The sequence below is a fragment of the Paenibacillus sp. MT86 genome, assembly GCF_058792535.1.
In genome coordinates, this window is the sequence record NZ_CM179499.1 from 6,202,163 (window position 1) to 6,220,414 (window position 18,252).

Sequence of the window (18,252 nt, forward strand, 5' to 3'; positions counted from 1 at the left end):
GGGCGCCCCTTTTTCCTTGGGGATAACCCGCCGCCCCTCCAAGTTAATAGGAAGTTATCCTTGCACTTCTCCACATTTGTTCACAAACGCTGGATAACTCCCCTGGAATCAGGGAGCAAAATGCAGCTTGCGCTGAATGAATGGGGATGATGTTCATAAATCTGTGTATAAAGTAACGTAAGAATAGGTTATGCACAGTTCATGCTGACTCCATCCGTTTTATAGAATGCAATTATCCACATCCGGGGATTTGGATTTTTTCGCATATTCCGGGACAGGATCATTCTTTTATTTGCGCCCGTAGTCTGCCTTAATCTCTCCCCAGCTCTTCGTTTGCCATTTCAGCACCTTGTTCTCGTATGTATTGGTTCGAAGCCAGTGCTCGGCCCGGTCCACGAGATCCCATATCTCTTTGGTTGACGCGTCGCGCGGCAACGTGGACACCACCTTCTTCTGCTTCAGCCATTTGAGCGCATTCATGGAATCGCTGTACACTGTTTTGGTGCTGCCGATCTTCTTCAAATAAGCCAGCGCATGGACGATCGCCAGGAACTCGCCGAGATTGTTCGTCCCCTTCTGGATCGGCCCGCACGAGAACAGAATATCTCCCGTCTGCGTATCCACGCCTTTATATTCCACCGGTCCCGGGTTTCCCCGCGTTCCCACATCCACGGAGATGCTGTCATAATCAATCTCCCCCGGGTCCTCGTCCGCGGAGGCGCTGCTGCGCTTATAGCTCTTGCTCTTGGAGCCCGAGCTGCTTGAACCGCTTCCGGACTGTCCCCAGTAATTTTTATACCCTGCCGCATAGGCCTGTTCCGCTTCGCTTCGGGATTCGAACGCCTTGAATTTCGCACCTGTAAATTGGTTCACCTGCTGCTGGCATTCGCCCCAGCTTGTATAAATTCCGGGTACTTTGCCTACCCAGACTACGTAATATTTTTGCTTTGCCATCATAAACCTCCATCCTGGAACTAACCTCTCTAGCGTACTATATCACATCCTCCGAAACCAACAAAAAAAGCGCCATCGTCTCCGATCCGCTTTCGATGTTTGACCTTATTCAATTGTTCCTGTTTCGTCGGCTTCACTCTCAGATGCTGTGACAGCGCGCCATAATCCTCGTTGGTCTTTCTCATCGAGACGGCTGACCATATGCCGGCGCGTTCCGCTTTGCGGAGCGCTTTTTGCGTTTTGGTACGGGCCATGAGGCTCACACTCCTTCTATTATAGAACTCCCTATATTGTACGGCAAAATCGAACGGAATGGAACCGGAGCCGCCGGGACTCCGCCCACCCTTTTGACGCCCGTTTATTTCCATCCCTCAAACGTGAGGATCTTATCCCGGTAATTGACGTCCACTCCCTCATGCGTCCGGTATTTCAGTGCATCCAGCTTCGCTTCGGCGTCGGTCTCCGTCTCATCGCTGCCGATCGTGACCTTATCCTGTTCTACGGCGGTGATGACCCAGGAACCCTCCGTTTTATCCAGGGAATACCTGCGGTTCATTTGAGTCAGCGTTTTTCCTTTCAGTTCCCTGGATTCCGATGCATATACAAACACCTCCCCACTTTGATCACTCTCATAAGGGTCCGAAATGCGAATCGAGGCCTTCTCTTCGTTCATTCCCAAAGATTTGACCAGCCCCCGCATATGCTCCTTATGCTTCTCGTACTCTTCGGCGGACATCTCTATCATGTCGCTTGCACGATATTCCTTCTCGTTATATCCGAAAATAATCCGGTCGCTCATAGCCTGCATGTAAGACTCGCTGACTATCCCGCCCACCTCGGCCAAATACTCCGGATAATCCATTTGAAAATGCAGCAGCTTATATTCCGCCGTCTCCAGCTTCTCGACCTGGTTCACGATCTGCTCCCGTTCGTTCTCCGACAAGCCCGAGCCGCCGCAAGCGGACATTCCGACAACCGATAATACGATCAACCCTAATAATAGTAGTTTTTTCATGTTCCCGCCCATCCGTAAATCCTCTCCCTCCTGTAAACCTATGATATAATACGGAATCATTGGAGAATAGATCCAATTATGATAGGAGAGTGTACCGATGAAACTGGAGCGGCTCATATCCATGATTTACATGCTGCTGAACAATGAGATTCTGTCCGCGTCAGCCTTGGCAGAGAAATATAACGTGTCCCAGCGAACCATCTACCGCGACATCGATGCCATCTGCGCCGCCGGCATTCCGGTCGTATCCTATCAAGGGGTCAACGGCGGATACGGCATTATGGAGCAATACAAGATGGATAAAAGCCTGCTCGGTTCCTACGATGTCAGCGCCCTGATCACCATCCTGCACAGCATGTCTACGGTGTTCGAGGATGAACGGGCCCTGGATACGATTCAGCGCCTGCAGACCATTGACCGTTCCGCCAACTCCGCTTCGCAGGGATTGTCCATGGATATCGGGAGCTGGCGGTCGTACAACGAAATCCTTCGTCTTCTTCGCCGCGCCATTACGGACAAGCATGTGATCTCCTTTCAATACATAAGCGCCAAGAATGAACGCATTTATCGAAAAGTCGAGCCCCTGCGACTTATGTATAAATTCGGATCCTGGTACTTGTACGGCTTCTGCAGAACGAGGAACGATTACCGCGAATTCCGGATCTCGAGAATGTCGGAGCTGTCCCCCTCCGCCGAGCCCTTTATGCGCCAGCACTCCGAGGAGCATACGCACGGACCTCAGCTTCAAGAGCAACATCCATATGGGCGGAGCGAACGGTATAACTGGGCATCATCGCCCGATGCCGTAGAAGTCGTGCTGCAAGTGTCCCCCGGGGCCCTGGCCAAAGCGATGGATCAATTCTATGACGTACAGCGGGAATTTCATGAAGACGGCTCGCTTTGTCTCACGTTCAAGGTCAATGATCCGGATTCCTGGTGGTTCTGGTCTACCCTGCTGAGCTTTGGCGAGGAGATCGAGATTGTGGAGCCGGCCGACTTAAGGATCCGCATGCAAGCCAAATTAGAAAAAATGCTTCAAGTGTACGGAAAAGTATGACAGTCCGCTGTCATACTTTTTTATTTACAATGTTCCCAAGAAGGAAATAACACGAAGCCAAAGGGGACGATCTTAATGAACTATCCTGTAATAATGTATGAATACCATGTATGGGCCAACCAGGCCATATTCAACCGTCTGCTGGAACTTCCGGGCGAATTGTACAATCGGACCATCACGAGTATCTTTCCGACCGTATCGGAAGCGTTGATTCATATCTACACGGTGGATCTCGGCTGGATGAACATTTTGTCCGGGAAGGACATGAGCTCTGCATTGGCTGAGGCCTACCAGCTACGGGAAGAGCTTGAAGCGATTTCGCTGGAAGACCTGAACCTGCGGTTTATCGAATTGTCGGATCGATACGCTGCGTTTCTCCGCCAGCAGCCTGACCTGGAGCGGATGATCCGATTGGATAATCCTTATGCCGGCATCCGGGATACCCGCCTGTCCGAGATCATGCTGCATGTCGTGAACCACGGCACTTACCATCGTGGAAATATTGCCGCCATGCTGCGCCAGCTCGGAAGCTCCTCCGCGATGACCGATTACGCTTTTTTTTGGTACCAGAATGAACCGGAGCCCGTCTTCGCCTGATGGCGCTCAGAATAGCGGCGGAAGTCCAGGACCTCTGAAATTCCATGCCGGTCTCAGCCCGACAAAAACCAAAAAGCCTGCTTCAGGAACCCGGTTCCGAAGCAGGCTTTCTATCCTACATCCCGTTTGTACGCTTGTCACAATTTGCGACCTTCCGTCAATCGCACCCAGAAGCCGCCTTTGAAGCTTTTCGGTTCATGGGAGATAATGAACGCTTGCGGCGACATTTTGGAAAGTGACTCCATCAGCCGCCGCTCATTCTTCCGTTTCACGAGCACTTGAAGCACCAGCCGCTTGCCATCCTTGCCGTCCGCTTCCCAAGCGGTCACGCCGTATCCCTTCTCCCGGAGGTTCATGGCCAGGTTCGTCTCAACGGAATTGACGATCACCTGCACCACGATGTATCCGAGTGCCAGATACTCCTCAATTCGGCTGCCGGCATACACGCCCAGGCCAAAGCCCAGGCAGTAGGCCGCCATATTAAAGGGATTGTCCAGATTTTGCAGGACGAGATTGAGACCGAGCAAGTACACGAATACCTCCAGCATGGCCAGAAGGGAAGCTGTCCCTCTCCTGCCTTTGATCATCAGAATCAGCCGCAATGAAAAAATCGAGACATAGACCACATTGATGCCGATGATGGAGCCGATCAGCGACAGCGAGATCATAGAGAATCACGGGTGGCGATATACTCCGGTCTTGGCTTCTGGCCCGAATACGGCTGCTTGACCTTGTTCTCCACGCTGTTATAGACCATGAATATATTGCTGCGCGGCATGGGGGTGATGTTGCTGTTCGAGCCGTGCATAATGTTGCAGTCAAAAATCACGATCGAACCCGCCTTGCCGACCGGCGTGTCGATCCCGCCCTCCTTCACCATCCGCGTCAGGCTGTCATGATCCGGAACGCCGTACTCCTGCTTGCGCAGGGAATCCTTGAAATGATCCTCCGGCGTTTGGCCGATGCAGGCCACGAATTCCTTATGCGATCCGGGCACCACCATAAGGGGACCGTTATAAGGATAGTTATCTTCCAGGGCAATGGAACAGCTTAGCGCTCTCATGCGCGGCATGCCGTCCTCGACATGCCACGTTTCGAAATCGGAGTGCCAGTAGAACTCCTTGCCCGTAAAGCCCGGCTTGTAATTAATTCGGGATTGATGGATATACGTCTCGCTTCCCAAGAGATATTCCATGATCGCCAGGAGTCTAGGATGCTGGGACAGCTTCTTGAACACTTCGTGGCTCTCATGCACCGCGAATACCGACCGCACTTCGTCTCCGCCGGGCTCCCGGATCACCTCGTCCTTCTCGGAGTCCCGTGCCGTTATCTGCAGCCTGCGGGCCTCCTCCTGATATCGCGAAAGCCCCTCCCGATCAAAGAAGCCTTCCAGAAATAAATAACCGTTGCGCTCGTAGAAGTCGGATTGCTCCTGCGTTAGCGGCGCATCCGGCGTCCACTCCGAATGTACGACCGGATCCTGCCTTTTTAAGATCCGGGGCTCCGCATGCATTCTTGAAGGGTAAACGTCCATTTCTTTTTCCTGAAGGGCCGACGCATGATGTTTACTCATCGCATATCATCTCCTTAATCCGTAATGGGGGCAAGCAGCGGGTAGGTTCCTTCCTCATCGTGAACTTCCGCGCCGGTTAGCGGCGGATTGAATACGCAGACCATCCGCATCTGCGAACGGGCTCTCAAATAATGCTTCTCGTGTCCGTCCAGCGCATACATCATGCCAGGGGTGATGGGATAGGTCTCGCCGCCGACAACCTCGATTTCTCCCTCCCCCTCGATGCAGTACACGGCCTCGACGTGGTTTTTGTACCAGATCAGCGTCTCCGTTCCGGCCTTGATCAGGGTGTCGTTAAGAGAGAAGCCCATGCCGTCTTTGGTCAGCAGAAGCCTTCTCGAATTCCATGTCGTTGTATCGATGTCGTCTTTCGTATCCACGATTTCTTCCAAATGTTTAACGATCATGACAACCTCTCCTCTGCAGCTAATTGTTTCATGCTGTTCTCAAAAATCCCCAGTCCCTCTGCCAGCGTGTTCATTTCAATGGTCAGCGGCGGCATCAGCTTGGCAACTTCGCTATGCGGTCCTGACGTTTCCATAATCAGTCCTTGCTCAAAGGCGATTTCGATTAGCCTTCCTGCGTGCTCCGGCTTATCAAAGGCTACCCCCTGGATCATGCCCCTGCCGCGGATTTCGCCCTTAAGCCGGGGATAATCCCTCATGACGTCTTCGAGCGATTGGCGAATCCGATGTTCGCGAATGCCGATATCGAGCTGAAAATCCTCCGTCTTCCAATAACTCAGCGCTTCGGCAGCGGCAACGAATCCGAGATTGTTGCCCCGGAAGGTGCCGTTATGCTCTCCCGGCTCCCAGATGTCGATCTCCGGCTTGATCAGCGTGATGGCCATCGGCAAGCCGAAGCCGCCGATCGATTTCGAGAGGCACACGATGTCCGGCTCGATGCCCGCATCATCGAAGCTGAAGAACGAACCGGTTCTGCCGCAGCCCATCTGGATATCGTCGAGAATGAGCAGCATCCCCTTATCCTTGCAGATGCGCGCCAGCTTCTGCAGCCATTGGCGGCTGGCGGCGTTCAATCCGCCTTCCCCCTGAACCGCCTCGACGATGACCGCTGCCGGCAGCGGAATGCCGCTTCCCGGATCATCCAGAAGCTTCTCCATATATGCCATCGTATCCACGTCGCTGCCAAAGTAACCGTCATACGGCATAAATACCGAGTGGCTCAGATCCACGCCGGCGCCCTGGCGCTTGAAGGCATTGCCGGTCACCGCCAGCGATCCCAGCGACATGCCGTGAAAGGCATTCGTAAAGCACAGAACGGTGCTGCGCCCCGTCACTTTTCTGGCGATTTTGAGCGCGGCCTCCACGGCATTGGTGCCGGTCGGTCCGGGAAACATCACCTTGTGATCCCACCCGCGAGGCTTCAGGATAATCTCCTGAAAGCGGGTCAGAAACGTTTCCTTCGCTCCCGTAGCCATGTCCAGGCTGTGCGTAACGCCGTCCTGCAGGATGTAGTCGACCAGCTTTTCGCGAATCCTCTCATTGTTGTGCCCGTAATTCAAGGCGCCGGCGCCGGCAAAAAAATCAATGTATTCATTGCCCTGCGTATCCCACAGCTTGGCATTCCGGGCTTTGTCAAAGACCGTCTGAAAGCTCCGGCAATAACTTCTCACTTCCGATTCCAGCTTGTTAAACACGGTAAGCTTCGGTTTCTCCATGACTTGGTTGTCCATAGTTCCCTCCATTTGTTTAAATGTCATTGAAAAAGGGGCCAATCACGAATAACGGCTCATCTTCATGTGTCGTACCATCCGGAAACATCTCTGCTCCATAACCCACCGTTACGGTGCTCGGAATGGATTTCTCCTCGGCATAACCGAGAAACAGTCGGCGTGATGCCATATTGCTGGGCGATACCGTCGTTTCGATGAAACGGACGCCATGACAGGCCTTCTGGTTCATGAGGCCGGTAAGCATCGCCTTCGCGATCCCCTGCCTCCGGTGCGAGCTTGCAACCGCCACCTGCCATACAAAGAGCGTCTCCGGATTGCGCGGAGAACGGAAAGCGGAGATAAAACCGACGATGTCTCCTTCATGCTCCGCGATCATGCAGGTATCGTTGAAGTAATCCCCTAACAGCATGTAGCAATAAGGCGAGTTCAGATCAAGCGATCCGGTGTCGCGTATGAGCTCCCATACCCGGGTTCCGTCCCGCGCCTCCGGTCTTCGGTAAACCACTTCGGTTCCGGTATCCACAGCCATCTACATAAACACCTCTTTCCAGCACTAATTTCCGTTCGAGCGGAACCGCTGCAGAAAGCTCTGCAGCCGCTCGCTCTTCGGATGATCGAATATTTCCTCGGGTGTTCCTTGCTCAACGATTCTGCCGTCGGCTCCGAAGATGACCCGATCCGCGATTTCCTTCGCAAAATCCATCTCGTGCGTAATCAGCATCATGGCCATTTCGCCTTCTTCGGCGATTTCCCGGATCACCTCCAGCACCTCGCCGACCAGCTCGGGATCCAGCGCCGAGGTTACCTCGTCAAACACCATCACCTTCGGCCGCATGACCAGCGCTCTGGCGATGGCGACCCGCTGCTTCTGGCCTCCCGACAGATTGGACGGGTGCATCTTCAGCTTATCGACCAAACCGACCTTGCCCAGCATCGAGACGGCCCGCTCCTCCGCTTCCTCCTTGGACAACCCCAGCACCTTGCGCGGGGCTTCCGTCACGTTGCGAAGCACATTCATGTGCGGGAACAGATTGAAGTGCTGGAAGACCATGCCGACGTTGCACCGCATCCGATGCAGATGCTTCTCGTTTGCCCGGACCAGCTTGCCCTTCTCCTCCATATGCCAGAGCAGCTCGCCATCGACCTCGATGGTCCCCTCGGTCGGTTCTTCCAGCGTCATCAGCATCCGGCCCATCGTCGTTTTGCCAGATCCGCTCGGTCCGATCACGGCCACCTTTTCTCCCGGCTGCATCTCCAAATCGATGCCCTTCAGCACCTGCAGGTCGCCATACGACTTGGTCACGCCCGCATATTTCACGATCGGCTGTGAGCCCGTAACGGGGCTTCTTTCCCGCTGCGGCTTCTTCGCCTCTTCGGCCTGCTCATCGATTACAACGGCATTCAATAGACTCCCTCCTTATTTTCCACGCTGCAGATTCAAACGCTTCTCCAGCCTTTGCACCAGCAAAGACGCAATATAACTGATGATCAGGAACAGAATCCCGACCAGCGTGTACGGTTCGAAAGCGCGAAATGATTGCGACACGATATTTTTGGCCGTCAGCATCATCTCAACCAGCGTTATGGCGCATAGAATCGGCGTTTCCTTAAACATGACAATCAAATAATTGCCCAGCACCGGGATGATCGGCGGCACCGCTTGCGGCAGTATAATGCTCCGCCAGGTCTGGGATTTCGTGTAGTTCAGTGCGGTTGCGGCTTCCCACTGTCCTTTCGGCACCCCTTCAATGCCGGAACGGTACACCTCCGACAGATACGTGCTGTAATGCAGCCCCAGGCCGATGACCCCCGCATAGAAGGCCGGAATCGAAATGCCCGTCAGCAGCGGCAAGCTGTAATACAGGAAGAACACCTGTACCAGCAAGGGGGTATTGCGAATAAATTCTATGATTCCTTTGGTGATGAGCGACAAGGGCTTAAATGTACTCCGCGCGGCAAAGGCAAGCAGCAGTCCGATAATCAATGCCACCACAAAAGCACAGAGCGTGACCCATACCGTCATTTTTAATGCGCTCAGAAGCTGCGGCAGTATTTCAAACACATATTTCCAATCCCACATCCGCTACAGCCTCCCCGCGGTCAGTTTGCGCTCCAGCAGTCGAACCGCCATCGAGACGAGCGTGGCGATGACAAAATACATGAAGAGCAGCAGCACCAGAATCTCGGTCGTCCAGGAGATGTAATTGTTGCGGAGCACCATCGCCTGATACGTCAAATCCGCCATCGTGATGAAATAAACGAGCGAAGTGGATTTGATGAGTTCCACAAGTTGATTCCCGAACGGGGGGAGCATTCGCAGGGACGCTTGGGGTAGTATAACGTTCCACAGCCTCTGCAAAGGCTTCATGTTAAGCGCCACGGCAGCTTCCCACTGTCCTTTCGGAACGGCAAGCACCGCGCTGCGAACAATCTCGGAGCCGTATGCGCCGAAGTTAAGTCCGATCGCGAGAATCGCCGCCAGCATTTTCGGAAGCTCGATGCCGATGAACGGAAGGGCAAAATACAACCAGAAGAGCTGCACCAGCAAGGAGGTTCCCCGAAAGACTTCGACATACACGGCCGTCGCCGTGCGGACGATCCACAGCTTCGACAGCCGGCACAATCCGGCTGCAAAGGACATCACGATAGCCAGGATGGCTGAAAAGAACGCGACGATAATCGTGATCTCTGCTCCTTTGAGCAGCGTCGGAAGAAAATCGATCCAAGAATTCGGCATGCTATTCCCCGCAGAGCGCAGCGGCCGTCATCTCACCCGGGAGCTCTTCTTCCGTGAACCCGAACTCTTGCAAAATTTCCAGCAGCTCGCCCGACTTCTTCATCTTTTCAAGCTCTGCATTATAAGCCTCCTGGAACTCGGTATCCGCTTGGCGGAAAGCCGTAGCCCCGTAACCGCGAACGCTTTCGCCGTCGATGACCGGCTGCTCGAAATCAGCCACGCGTTCGATGCTGTCGTCGCTGGCTGAATCCAGCATCGCCTGCAGGGACGGCCCCGTCATGGTAATCGCCTGCACCCGATCGGCCTGGAGGGCGCTGATCGCCGAAGCCTGGTCAGGGACCTGTACGATCCGGTCCGCAGGAATGCCCGATTTCTCCATGTAGCCGATTTCGACCGCGCCGGTCATGACGGCCACCTTGGCCTGCTCATTCTTGGCAATGTCCTCATAGCTTCCGAGTTCCATCGGATTCCCTTGCTTTACCGCAAGGGCTTCCCCGATGCTGTACTCCGGATTCGCGAACAGGACGGCAGAGCAGCGGTCAGGATTAATGAACATGCCTGCCGTGATCAGATCAAACCGATCGGCCTGCAATCCGGCGACCAGCGAACCGAATTCCGTTAGCTCCCCTCTCATCTCCTTGATGCCAAGACGCTCCAGAATAACGCGGGCAATCTCAACCGCTTCGCCCGTGAGCTCCCCATTGGCTTCTTTGTAGGCATACGGCTTCTCGTTCGCAAACCCTACGGTGATATATCCCTGCTCAATGGCTCGATCCAGCGTACTTCCTTTGTCGCCGCAAGCCGCGAGCAATACCACCATCATCACGGACAACACCAGCACAACCACTTTCTTCAAAACCTTCCACAACCTTTCGTAATAGCTTTTCACTTTCTTAAAAAAACGGCATGACGAAATTATCCGTGTTAGCACATGTGTTAACTTGGATATATAGACGTTCAGATACCCTTGCATGGGACGAGGCTTCAGGGAAGATGATTCATCCGCTTCCTTGCGCGCTTTGACCCAATGCCGTCTGATCGATTCAATTCGTTCCACATTTGCAGGCGCTGCCCCTCCTCTGTAATTGAATGCAAAAAGACCACCAAACAGGGGATCTAGACATAGCTCCGCCAGCAGGGGGTCAAAAAATAGAGAAAAGGCCCCTATAGAGAATAAAGGGCCTTTTGTATGAACATCCATTATGTATGCAAGACCCATCCACTGCTGACGAGGTTAGCTGACGGACTCGGGTAAGATGGTACCCTACACTCGTGAATTCCAAGTGACTCGCCCCTGGTGAAACTGGTTCCCCCGCTTTCCGGAATATGTATGCCGGAAACTAAGCGTGTGTTCATGATAAAGGGAAGCTCAGGAAATGAATGAGCCCCGGATCAGGAAGTCTGCCCGTATGAAATACGGGACCGAAAAAAAATTTTTGAAACACTCCATAATAAGTCTGATAACAACGCCTGGAATGACTTGAAAAAAAGCCCCGATGCTTAGCATCAGGGCTTTTCTCATCATACCGCGGTATAGCCGCCATCCACCAGCAGGCTCGTGCCCGTAATGAAGGAGGCATCTTCACTGGCGAGGAACAACACGGCTTTGGCCACTTCTTCCGGCTGTCCCAAACGGCCCATCGGATGAAGGCCGACCAGGTGCTGCGTGATCGCTTCCGTTCTTCCCTTGATCAGCGGCGTATCGATATATCCCGGACACACGGCATTGATTCGGATTCCTTTGGAGGCATAGTCTGCGCTGAGCGACTGGGTTAACAGCTTGACGCCTCCCTTGGCCGAAGCATAGGCGGTTACCCCTGCTTTTCCGACATGGCTATGGATCGAGCCGCAGTTTACGATTGCCCCTCCGGTTCCTTGGGACAGCATTTGCTGAATAACATATTTATCGCACAGGAAGACCCCTGTCAGATTAATATCAATCGTTCTCTGCCAGTTATCCATCGTTAACTGATCGGCAGGAGCATCATGGGCAATGCCTGCGTTGGCAAACAATACATCGACACGGCCAAAATGCTGCACCGTCTGACTCACCATATTCGCGACTTCCTGCTCTTGGGTTACATCCGTTTTGACGAACAGCGCTTCAAAGCCGGCTCCTCTCAATTCGTCGGAAACCGCTTGGCCCTGGTCGGAATAATCCGCGATAACGACCTTGGCCCCCTCTTTTGCAAAAAGTCTGACTGCCGCTTCGCCAATCCCGCTGGCGCCCCCCGTCACGATGACAACCTTGGAATCAAATTTCATGCGTTGATCACTCCTATGTTGTAAATTCATCAACCGGCTATCCATTCATGTAGAATGGGCAAATACCGACCATGATATTCCAATACCCCGTTTCCTAATGAATGACCAGCAACTATCGAAAAAGAATGTTCGCTAAAAATAGTCGCAAAGCAATAACCCTATTCAAGCTCAAGCCCTGTCAGACCGGACGCTCAATCGTAAACATCTCTCCCAGGGTCGAATAGATATTTCCTGCCATGCGGCTCACAGGTTTCAACTTCGATGCGTCAATCCGGCCATGCTCGTAGAGCTCCTCGGACACGTGAAATCGGACGACGCGGGCAATCAATAGATCAGCGGCAGGCAGCTGATCCGCGCCATCCAACGTGACGACCTGCTCCAGCACGCATTCCATGCGGATCTTGGATTCCAGAACGCCGGGAACCTTAACAACGTCACTAACGACCGGGGTTAAACGGGTTCGGTCAAGCTCACTTTCGTTCGGAGGCAGATTCGCAGCCGTTTCGTTCACGGCTGCAACGGTATCTTCATCCACGATGTGGATGACAAGCTCGCCGCTCTGCATGGCATTTCTCGCCGTGTCCTTAGTTGCACTGTTCTTTCGCTGAACGGAAACCGACAGCAAAGGGGGATTGCTCGACACAATGGAAAAGTAACTGAACGGCGCCGCATTCAGCACGCCATCCGCCGATAATGTCGTAACGAAAGCGACCGGACGCGGAACGACGCTTCCAATCAGCAGCTTGTATGTGTCCCGTTCGCTTTGGGTATTCGGGTCAATGGATATCACTTGGGTTGCCCCTCTCCAGTATTTTTGACTTGTATAGGCTCCAACCCCTGCTCGATTCGGGCACGCTCCGGTTCGAACCAGGCAGGAAGCTTTAATTGTTCCCCCAGCGAGTGCAGGTCTTCGTCCACCGTAAATCCGGGCGGATCGGTTGCGATCTCAAACAGGATCCCCCCACGTTCCCTGAAATATAACGCTTTGAAATAGTTACGGTTCCTGATATCCGTAGGGCGAAATCCCTGCTCCTTCACCCATTCATGCCATTTGCCGTGCTCCTCATCATTTTGGGCCCGCCATGCGATATGATGGGTCGTTCCGGCACCTCCGGCTCCCAAAGGAATATCCCGCATCGGCAGATCAATCACGTTGCCGAAGGGGCCCGCAGCTTGAAACCGGGCATAATTGACGTCCTCTCCAATGTAGGTCAGTCCCATGACGTTCTCCAGCGCCTTCTTCGTTTCCTCCCATTTGCTGCTGAACAGAACCGCGCCGCCGAATCCCTTAATGGCTGTATCCGGAGTTATATCGTCCACGGACCAGCTGTTATTCGGACCGCCTTCCCGCTCCACCAACTCTAGCGAAAGCCCGTCCCGATCGGAGAATTGAAGATATGGTTCGTTAAACCGGAAAGCCTTCATGACGGGAACGCCAAAGCTCCGCAGCCGCTGTTCCCAATAAGGCAGGGCCCCTACAGGAACCGCAAAGGTCGTATATCCTGCCTGTCCTCCTCCACGCAGCCCTCTTCGCGAAGCGGAGGAAGGGAAGAAAGTGATGATCGTTCCGGGTTGTCCTCCCTCATCCCCGAAATACAGATGATATACCTCGGGCGCATCGTAATTCACGGTCTTCTTTACCATTCTGAGTCCTAGCACGCCTGTATAAAAATCAACGTTCTTCTGCGGATCCTGCGCATAAGCGGTAATATGATGAATGCCTGCCGTATGTAATGTCATATCCCATCTCTCCCTCACCGTTTCGTGTCGAAACCCTTTATTTCCGTTCATGATCCGTTTTGCATGATGGATGAGCCATAAACCATAAATAATTAAATAATCTTTAAATTTAATATCTTTATTTTAAGATTATATAATTTTCTTATCGTTGTCAAGCTCCTGTGCACCCCAAATATATAAAAAGCCGCCGAGAACGATTCCTCGCTCTTGGGCGGCTTTAATATGCGGCTAAAGCCGCCTCCCTATCCCACGGCTTAAGCCTTTTGCCATTTCTCCTTAAAGAACAGCTGGTACACTCTGGTTACGATAATTTTAATGATCATATAGATCGGTACGATCAGCAGAATTCCGATAATCCCGCCAAGATCCTGTCCTACCAGCACCAGGATAATGATGGTAATGGGATGGATCGCCAGCTGTTTGCCGAAGATATACGGACCAATCAGGTTATCCTGAATCTGCTGGGCCGCCAGAATGACGACAAGGGACCAGATCGCGGTTCCCGGGGACTGAATAAAGCCGATAATCACGATCGGGATCGCGGATAGAATGGCGCCGATAAACGGTATGAAATTCGCGATGACCGCCACGACCGTCAACAACAGCGCATAAGGCAGGCCGATAATCAGGAATCCGATATACATCAAAACCCCCAGCGCCAAATTGACGAGAACCCGGCCTACGATAAAGCCTTTGAGTGCATTGTTGATTTCATCCAGCACCGAGGCTCCCTCGCCCTTGAATCGGTCAGGCAAAAAGCTGACCACCATCTTCCCGAATTTCCCGCCTTCCTTCAGCATGTAATACAGGAGAATCGGGAACGTAAACAATACGATGGCAAAATTCGACACGAACGAGAACAGATTCATAATATAATTCGTCAGGAACGTGAAGCCTTGATTCAAATAATCGGTGAGCTGTGTAAGCGGGTTGGCGTTCTCCGGAAAAATATCCTGGAAAAAGCCGTTATTCTCCAATTCCTGAAGCTGCTCGCCAAGCTTGGCAAACAAGGCTGGAGCGTTCTGTACGAGAGCCACGATCTGATCGCGCAGCGATGGCCATACGCCCAGGATAAAGCCGGTAAGGATGCCCGCGAACACGACATACAGGAGCAGGATGGCCAGCGAGCGATTTAGCTTGCGTTTTTCGAGGAGATCAACCAGCGGTCTGAGCAGGTAATAGAAGAATCCCGACAGCATCAACGGCACGAGGATGATGGAGAAGAACGAAAGTACGGGTCTGAATATAAAATCCACCAGCGATCCCAAATAAATGATGGTCAGCACCAGGATCACGGCAAGACACAATTTGAAAAACTTGTTCATTTTCAGCAAAAAGCATGCCCCTTCTCCTATTTTTTCACCATCGTATCATGACAACGAGTACGGATTCAAATGGCCCCTTCTATATTCGTTACAAGAGGCCTTATCCTAGCCGCCAACGTTTTAGGACCTTTCGGTTTCACTCCATGCCGCCGATATATACTTCTTCTAACGCCTCACGTATAATATGAAGGATTGCTAGGGCAAGGCTATAGTGTAGGAGGATATCATAAACATGCATGTTACATCCATCATTCTTGGTCTGATCATCGTTCTGAATATCGTGTTCTCCATGTTCGTGGTTTTCAGGGAACGGCGGGATGCCGGCTCCACCTGGGCATGGCTGCTGGTGCTGTCCTTTATCCCGATTCTGGGCTTTGTGCTGTACTTGCTGTTCGCCCAGAATTTAAGAAGAATCCGTCTCTTTCATTGGGACGATCTGCAAAAAACCGGCATCGAGAAAGTATTGCTGTCCCAAATGGAAGGGATGAACAACGGCGAATACCCGTTTACCAATCAAGCGGCGGCGGACAGCAGCGATTTGATCCATATGCATATCAATGAGAACCAGGCGATCCTTACGGACGACAACCATGTTGAAATTTTTACGGATGGACGCAGGAAGTTTGAACGGTTGTTTCAGGATATCGAGGAAGCCAAAGACTATATACATATTCAGTACTACATTATCCGCCGCGACGAGCTTGGCAAGAAGCTAATCTCCCTGTTGACCCAAAAGGCTAATGAAGGCGTGAAGGTCCGTGTTCTATACGATGAGCTGGGATCGCGTCAACTAACCAAAGGCTTCTTCAAGGCATTCCGCGAAGCCGGCGGAGAAGCCGAGGCCTTCTTCCCGTCCAAGCTGCGCTTCATTAACCTGCGGCTGAATTACCGGAATCACCGAAAGCTGGCGATCATCGACGGCAATATCGGGTATGTCGGCGGTTTCAACGTCGGGGACGAGTACCTGGGCCTCAACTCCAGGTTCGGGTATTGGCGGGATACGCATCTGCGCATCCAAGGCGAGGCCGTTTATGCGATGCAGGTTCGCTTCATTCTGGACTGGAATCAGGCTTCGCATCATAACGATATCACTTACGAATCGAATCTGTTTCCCAAGATCAATTCGCCCGGCAATGTCGGGATTCAGATTGTTACCAGCGGTCCGGATTCCCGATATGAACACATCAAGAACGGTTATATCAAAATGATTTCGTCCGCCAAGAAATCGATTCATATTCAGACGCCTTATTTTATCCCGGACGCCAGCCTCCTGGATGCACTGCGCATTGCGGCGCTTTCCGGCGTAGAGGTGCATCTGATGATTCCGGATAAACCGGATCATCCCTTCGTGTATTGGGCTACCTTATCTTATATCGGGGAAATGCTGGGTACCGGGGCTAATGTGTATCTCTACAATAATGGCTTTATTCATGCCAAGACGATCATCATCGATGAGAAGATTTCATCCGTGGGCACGGCGAATATCGACGTTCGAAGCTTCAAGCTAAATTTCGAAGTGAACGCATTCCTGTACGATGAGCATATATCGAAACAGTTGACCCACATCTTCCACCAGGATCTGCGGGTATCCAGCCAGCTTACGATGAAGCAGTATCTGGAGCGTTCACGGTGGATCAAGTTCAAGGAGTCCATCTCCCGCCTGTTGTCGCCTATTCTATAGGACAACCCCGAGACGCTGCCGTATCATTTAGCAATCCAGAAGAAATGTGAGGGCCAGAGACCATTTATACTAAAACCAAGGAAAACGAATCCATCATATTAAAACCTGGGAAGGATGTTGAACGTGGCTAAACTGACACCGTATATTTTCTCTGAGGATGCAAAAGCGCAGGCTGAATTTTATACCCAAGCACTGGGAGGGGAAATCTTATCCGTGCAAACCCATGGCGAGGTTCCCGGAACCAAGGAAGAATTGAAAGACAAGGTCATGCATCTGAGTCTGGTAGCCGGAGGAATCCCGATCTTTATGTCGGACTCGATCTTCCAAACCCTGGAGCGTGGGAACGGAATTCATCTGAGCCTGTCGTTTGAGAGCGATGCCGAAGCCCATGAAGCTTTTGACCGCTTGGCCGAGGGCGGCAAGGTGATTGATGCGCTGAAGACTCAATTCTGGGGAGCGCTGTTCGGGGTGCTGGAAGACAAGTTCGGCGTGTTATGGCAGGTCACGACGGAAGTCCAAGCCAATTAATCTTAGAAAAGGCCCTTCAAGTTTGGCTTGAAGGGCCTTTTTTGCGTTCAGTCCTTATTCTCTAATCGATCGCTGACCTCGTATAGACGCAGGGATAATTCATCCCCTTGGGCATTGCCTAAAACATCTCCGTATCGACTACGCAGATTGTTCCAGCACTCGTGTATTACTTTCTCAAGAGCCTTTCCTTTATCGGTCGTATAGATCAGCGACATCCTTCCTTCCACCCGATTGTATACCAGCCCTTTCACGGCCAGCTTCTCAATCAGTCGGGTTACGGTGGATGGCTGGAGGTGAAGAATTTCGCCTAATTCCTTCTGCGAGATTCCTTCCTTCTCATATACAGCCATAAGCAGATATGCATACGTAGGCGACAATCCGCTTGCGGCAAACTCGTCTTCGGCCATCTTGGTAATGACCCGGCTAAGGCGATTGGCTGTGAAGTAAAGGCATTCCTTGATATACGTATTGAGCATAACGGTTACCTCTTTCGCTGAAGTTCATCATGTTGAAACGCCACATATTGTTTGCACATACAAATATAGTGGATTTCCAAATAAAAGTAAAGCGGCAGTTTCCCCCTGTCTCTTGGAGTCATCTGCCGCTTCATTCTATTAGGATATGTCGTTCAGGTTGCGATCCTGCTTAGGATAACGCTGCTTTATTCGACATGGCTCTGATCCATGTACATGACTTCCCATAGATGTCCGTCCGGATCCTGGAAGCTCCATCCGTACATAAAACCGTGATCCACCGGGTCGTTGGAAGGCGATCCCCCAGCAGCCAGCGCAGCGTTCACGATGTCATCCACCTGCTCCCGGCTTTCTGCCGACAGCGCCAGAATCACTTCCGTTGTGTTGACCGCATTCGACAGATCTTTCTTGGTGAACGTCTTGAAATAATCCTCGGTGAGCAGCATGGCAAAGATGTTATCGCCTATGACCAGGCAGGCCGCATTCTTATCCGTAAACTGCTCATTAAACTCAAAACCGATTTTCGAGAAAAAGTCTTTCGTTTTCTCCAGATCCTTAACCGGAAGATTCACAAAAATATTATCGATTTTCAATGCCATCTACGATCACCT

22 protein-coding genes and 1 riboswitch are annotated in these 18,252 nt (G+C 52.1%); of the genes, 4 read left to right on the top strand and 18 right to left on the bottom strand.

The window, feature by feature from the left end:
* Positions 1-288: 288 nt before the first annotated feature.
* The 3 genes from rnhA to AC3RCL_RS28300 form a co-directional block, all read right to left on the bottom strand.
* The gene (gene rnhA / locus AC3RCL_RS28290) at positions 289-954 is read right to left on the bottom strand and encodes a ribonuclease H (protein ID WP_251501974.1); all 666 of its coding nucleotides are present in this window, start codon (positions 952-954) and stop codon (positions 289-291) included.
* A 29-nt stretch (positions 955-983) separates the two neighbouring features.
* Entirely contained in the window at positions 984-1,208 is a 225-nt protein-coding gene (brfA, locus tag AC3RCL_RS28295) for a ribosome rescue factor BrfA (protein ID WP_492533279.1), read from the bottom strand.
* A 104-nt stretch (positions 1,209-1,312) separates the two neighbouring features.
* Complete coding sequence (locus AC3RCL_RS28300; protein WP_486046760.1) at positions 1,313-1,969, bottom strand: hypothetical protein; 657 nt, start codon at positions 1,967-1,969, stop codon at positions 1,313-1,315.
* Between the two features lie 97 nt (positions 1,970-2,066).
* On the opposite strand from AC3RCL_RS28300, the gene AC3RCL_RS28305 reads away from it, so the two are divergent.
* On the top strand, positions 2,067-3,026 hold the full coding sequence (locus tag AC3RCL_RS28305; protein WP_492533281.1) for a helix-turn-helix transcriptional regulator: 960 nt from the start codon (positions 2,067-2,069) through the stop codon (positions 3,024-3,026).
* A 75-nt stretch (positions 3,027-3,101) separates the two neighbouring features.
* The gene (locus tag AC3RCL_RS28310) at positions 3,102-3,623 is read left to right on the top strand and encodes a DinB family protein (RefSeq protein ID WP_492533283.1); all 522 of its coding nucleotides are present in this window, start codon (positions 3,102-3,104) and stop codon (positions 3,621-3,623) included.
* 137 nt (positions 3,624-3,760) lie between these two features.
* On the opposite strand, the gene AC3RCL_RS28315 is transcribed toward AC3RCL_RS28310, so the two are convergent.
* The 13 genes from AC3RCL_RS28315 to AC3RCL_RS28375 form a co-directional block, all read right to left on the bottom strand.
* The gene (locus AC3RCL_RS28315) at positions 3,761-4,291 is read right to left on the bottom strand and encodes a DUF2179 domain-containing protein (RefSeq protein ID WP_492533285.1); all 531 of its coding nucleotides are present in this window, start codon (positions 4,289-4,291) and stop codon (positions 3,761-3,763) included.
* Positions 4,288-5,196 (bottom strand): ectoine hydroxylase, encoded by a 909-nt coding sequence (thpD, locus tag AC3RCL_RS28320; protein WP_492533287.1) that lies wholly within the window; start codon positions 5,194-5,196, stop codon positions 4,288-4,290. The genes AC3RCL_RS28315 and thpD overlap by 4 nt, the downstream gene beginning before the upstream one ends.
* A gap of 14 nt (positions 5,197-5,210) precedes the next feature.
* A complete protein-coding gene (locus AC3RCL_RS28325) occupies positions 5,211-5,603 on the bottom strand; it encodes an ectoine synthase (protein ID WP_009589551.1) in 393 nt (130 codons plus the stop codon).
* Positions 5,600-6,892: a diaminobutyrate--2-oxoglutarate transaminase gene (gene ectB / locus AC3RCL_RS28330; protein ID WP_492533289.1), complete on the bottom strand. Its 1,293-nt coding sequence runs from the start codon at positions 6,890-6,892 to the stop codon at positions 5,600-5,602. The genes AC3RCL_RS28325 and ectB overlap by 4 nt, the downstream gene beginning before the upstream one ends.
* Positions 6,893-6,908: 16 nt before the next feature.
* Positions 6,909-7,421 (bottom strand): diaminobutyrate acetyltransferase, encoded by a 513-nt coding sequence (gene ectA / locus AC3RCL_RS28335; RefSeq protein WP_015737574.1) that lies wholly within the window; start codon positions 7,419-7,421, stop codon positions 6,909-6,911.
* Between the two features lie 24 nt (positions 7,422-7,445).
* Positions 7,446-8,297 carry an ectoine/hydroxyectoine ABC transporter ATP-binding protein EhuA gene (gene ehuA, locus AC3RCL_RS28340; protein ID WP_492533292.1) on the bottom strand — a complete coding sequence of 284 codons (852 nt, stop codon included), beginning with the start codon at positions 8,295-8,297 and terminating at the stop codon, positions 7,446-7,448.
* Between the two features lie 12 nt (positions 8,298-8,309).
* Positions 8,310-8,972, bottom strand: coding sequence for an ectoine/hydroxyectoine ABC transporter permease subunit EhuD (ehuD, locus tag AC3RCL_RS28345; RefSeq protein ID WP_090913364.1), 663 nt, complete (start codon positions 8,970-8,972; stop codon positions 8,310-8,312).
* Between the two features lie 3 nt (positions 8,973-8,975).
* Entirely contained in the window at positions 8,976-9,629 is a 654-nt protein-coding gene (ehuC, locus tag AC3RCL_RS28350) for an ectoine/hydroxyectoine ABC transporter permease subunit EhuC (protein ID WP_492533294.1), read from the bottom strand.
* A 1-nt stretch (position 9,630) separates the two neighbouring features.
* On the bottom strand, positions 9,631-10,485 hold the full coding sequence (gene ehuB, locus AC3RCL_RS28355; protein WP_492533296.1) for an ectoine/hydroxyectoine ABC transporter substrate-binding protein EhuB: 855 nt from the start codon (positions 10,483-10,485) through the stop codon (positions 9,631-9,633).
* A gap of 354 nt (positions 10,486-10,839) precedes the next feature.
* A riboswitch (cyclic di-AMP (ydaO/yuaA leader) is annotated at positions 10,840-10,986 on the bottom strand.
* Positions 10,987-11,150: 164 nt separating this feature from the next.
* Complete coding sequence (locus tag AC3RCL_RS28360) at positions 11,151-11,894, bottom strand: SDR family NAD(P)-dependent oxidoreductase (protein WP_492533298.1); 744 nt, start codon at positions 11,892-11,894, stop codon at positions 11,151-11,153.
* A 178-nt stretch (positions 11,895-12,072) separates the two neighbouring features.
* Positions 12,073-12,684 carry a flavin reductase family protein gene (locus AC3RCL_RS28365; protein ID WP_492533300.1) on the bottom strand — a complete coding sequence of 204 codons (612 nt, stop codon included), beginning with the start codon at positions 12,682-12,684 and terminating at the stop codon, positions 12,073-12,075.
* Entirely contained in the window at positions 12,681-13,634 is a 954-nt protein-coding gene (locus tag AC3RCL_RS28370; protein ID WP_492533302.1) for a ring-cleaving dioxygenase, read from the bottom strand. Before AC3RCL_RS28370 ends, AC3RCL_RS28365 begins: the two co-directional genes overlap by 4 nt.
* Before the next feature lie 254 nt (positions 13,635-13,888).
* Positions 13,889-14,968 (bottom strand): AI-2E family transporter, encoded by a 1,080-nt coding sequence (locus AC3RCL_RS28375; RefSeq protein WP_145041058.1) that lies wholly within the window; start codon positions 14,966-14,968, stop codon positions 13,889-13,891.
* A 223-nt stretch (positions 14,969-15,191) separates the two neighbouring features.
* Between AC3RCL_RS28375 and cls the strand changes: the two genes are divergently transcribed.
* Together cls and AC3RCL_RS28385 are read left to right on the top strand one after the other, a co-directional pair.
* Positions 15,192-16,640, top strand: coding sequence for a cardiolipin synthase (cls, locus tag AC3RCL_RS28380; protein ID WP_340969039.1), 1,449 nt, complete (start codon positions 15,192-15,194; stop codon positions 16,638-16,640).
* 123 nt (positions 16,641-16,763) lie between these two features.
* Entirely contained in the window at positions 16,764-17,168 is a 405-nt protein-coding gene (locus AC3RCL_RS28385; RefSeq protein WP_015737584.1) for a VOC family protein, read from the top strand.
* A gap of 47 nt (positions 17,169-17,215) precedes the next feature.
* Here AC3RCL_RS28385 and AC3RCL_RS28390 read toward each other — a convergent pair whose 3' ends face one another.
* Both AC3RCL_RS28390 and AC3RCL_RS28395 read right to left on the bottom strand, forming a co-directional pair.
* Positions 17,216-17,644, bottom strand: coding sequence for a MarR family winged helix-turn-helix transcriptional regulator (locus AC3RCL_RS28390; RefSeq protein WP_340969041.1), 429 nt, complete (start codon positions 17,642-17,644; stop codon positions 17,216-17,218).
* 185 nt (positions 17,645-17,829) lie between these two features.
* Complete coding sequence (locus AC3RCL_RS28395) at positions 17,830-18,240, bottom strand: VOC family protein (RefSeq protein WP_492533304.1); 411 nt, start codon at positions 18,238-18,240, stop codon at positions 17,830-17,832.
* Between the last annotated feature and the right edge of the window lie 12 nt (positions 18,241-18,252).

Excerpts from the sequence above, each read along its gene's own strand:
- ectA (WP_015737574.1), bottom strand. The coding sequence starts at position 7,421 with ATGGCTGTGGATACCGGAACCGAAGTGGTTTACCGAAGACCGGAGGCG.
- AC3RCL_RS28370 (WP_492533302.1), bottom strand. The coding sequence starts at position 13,634 with ATGACATTACATACGGCAGGCATTCATCATATTACCGCTTATGCGCAG.
- AC3RCL_RS28305 (WP_492533281.1), top strand. The coding sequence starts at position 2,067 with ATGAAACTGGAGCGGCTCATATCCATGATTTACATGCTGCTGAACAAT.
- ehuC (WP_492533294.1), bottom strand. The coding sequence starts at position 9,629 with ATGCCGAATTCTTGGATCGATTTTCTTCCGACGCTGCTCAAAGGAGCA.
- AC3RCL_RS28325 (WP_009589551.1), bottom strand. The coding sequence starts at position 5,603 with ATGATCGTTAAACATTTGGAAGAAATCGTGGATACGAAAGACGACATC.
- AC3RCL_RS28390 (WP_340969041.1), bottom strand. The coding sequence starts at position 17,644 with ATGCTCAATACGTATATCAAGGAATGCCTTTACTTCACAGCCAATCGC.
- AC3RCL_RS28360 (WP_492533298.1), bottom strand. The coding sequence starts at position 11,894 with ATGAAATTTGATTCCAAGGTTGTCATCGTGACGGGGGGCGCCAGCGGG.
- AC3RCL_RS28310 (WP_492533283.1), top strand. The coding sequence starts at position 3,102 with ATGAACTATCCTGTAATAATGTATGAATACCATGTATGGGCCAACCAG.
- AC3RCL_RS28315 (WP_492533285.1), bottom strand. The coding sequence starts at position 4,291 with ATGATCTCGCTGTCGCTGATCGGCTCCATCATCGGCATCAATGTGGTC.
- thpD (WP_492533287.1), bottom strand. The coding sequence starts at position 5,196 with ATGAGTAAACATCATGCGTCGGCCCTTCAGGAAAAAGAAATGGACGTT.
- rnhA (WP_251501974.1), bottom strand. The coding sequence starts at position 954 with ATGGCAAAGCAAAAATATTACGTAGTCTGGGTAGGCAAAGTACCCGGA.
- ectB (WP_492533289.1), bottom strand. The coding sequence starts at position 6,892 with ATGGACAACCAAGTCATGGAGAAACCGAAGCTTACCGTGTTTAACAAG.
- AC3RCL_RS28395 (WP_492533304.1), bottom strand. The coding sequence starts at position 18,240 with ATGGCATTGAAAATCGATAATATTTTTGTGAATCTTCCGGTTAAGGAT.
- cls (WP_340969039.1), top strand. The coding sequence starts at position 15,192 with ATGCATGTTACATCCATCATTCTTGGTCTGATCATCGTTCTGAATATC.
- ehuD (WP_090913364.1), bottom strand. The coding sequence starts at position 8,972 with ATGTGGGATTGGAAATATGTGTTTGAAATACTGCCGCAGCTTCTGAGC.
- brfA (WP_492533279.1), bottom strand. The coding sequence starts at position 1,208 with ATGGCCCGTACCAAAACGCAAAAAGCGCTCCGCAAAGCGGAACGCGCC.
- AC3RCL_RS28300 (WP_486046760.1), bottom strand. The coding sequence starts at position 1,969 with ATGAAAAAACTACTATTATTAGGGTTGATCGTATTATCGGTTGTCGGA.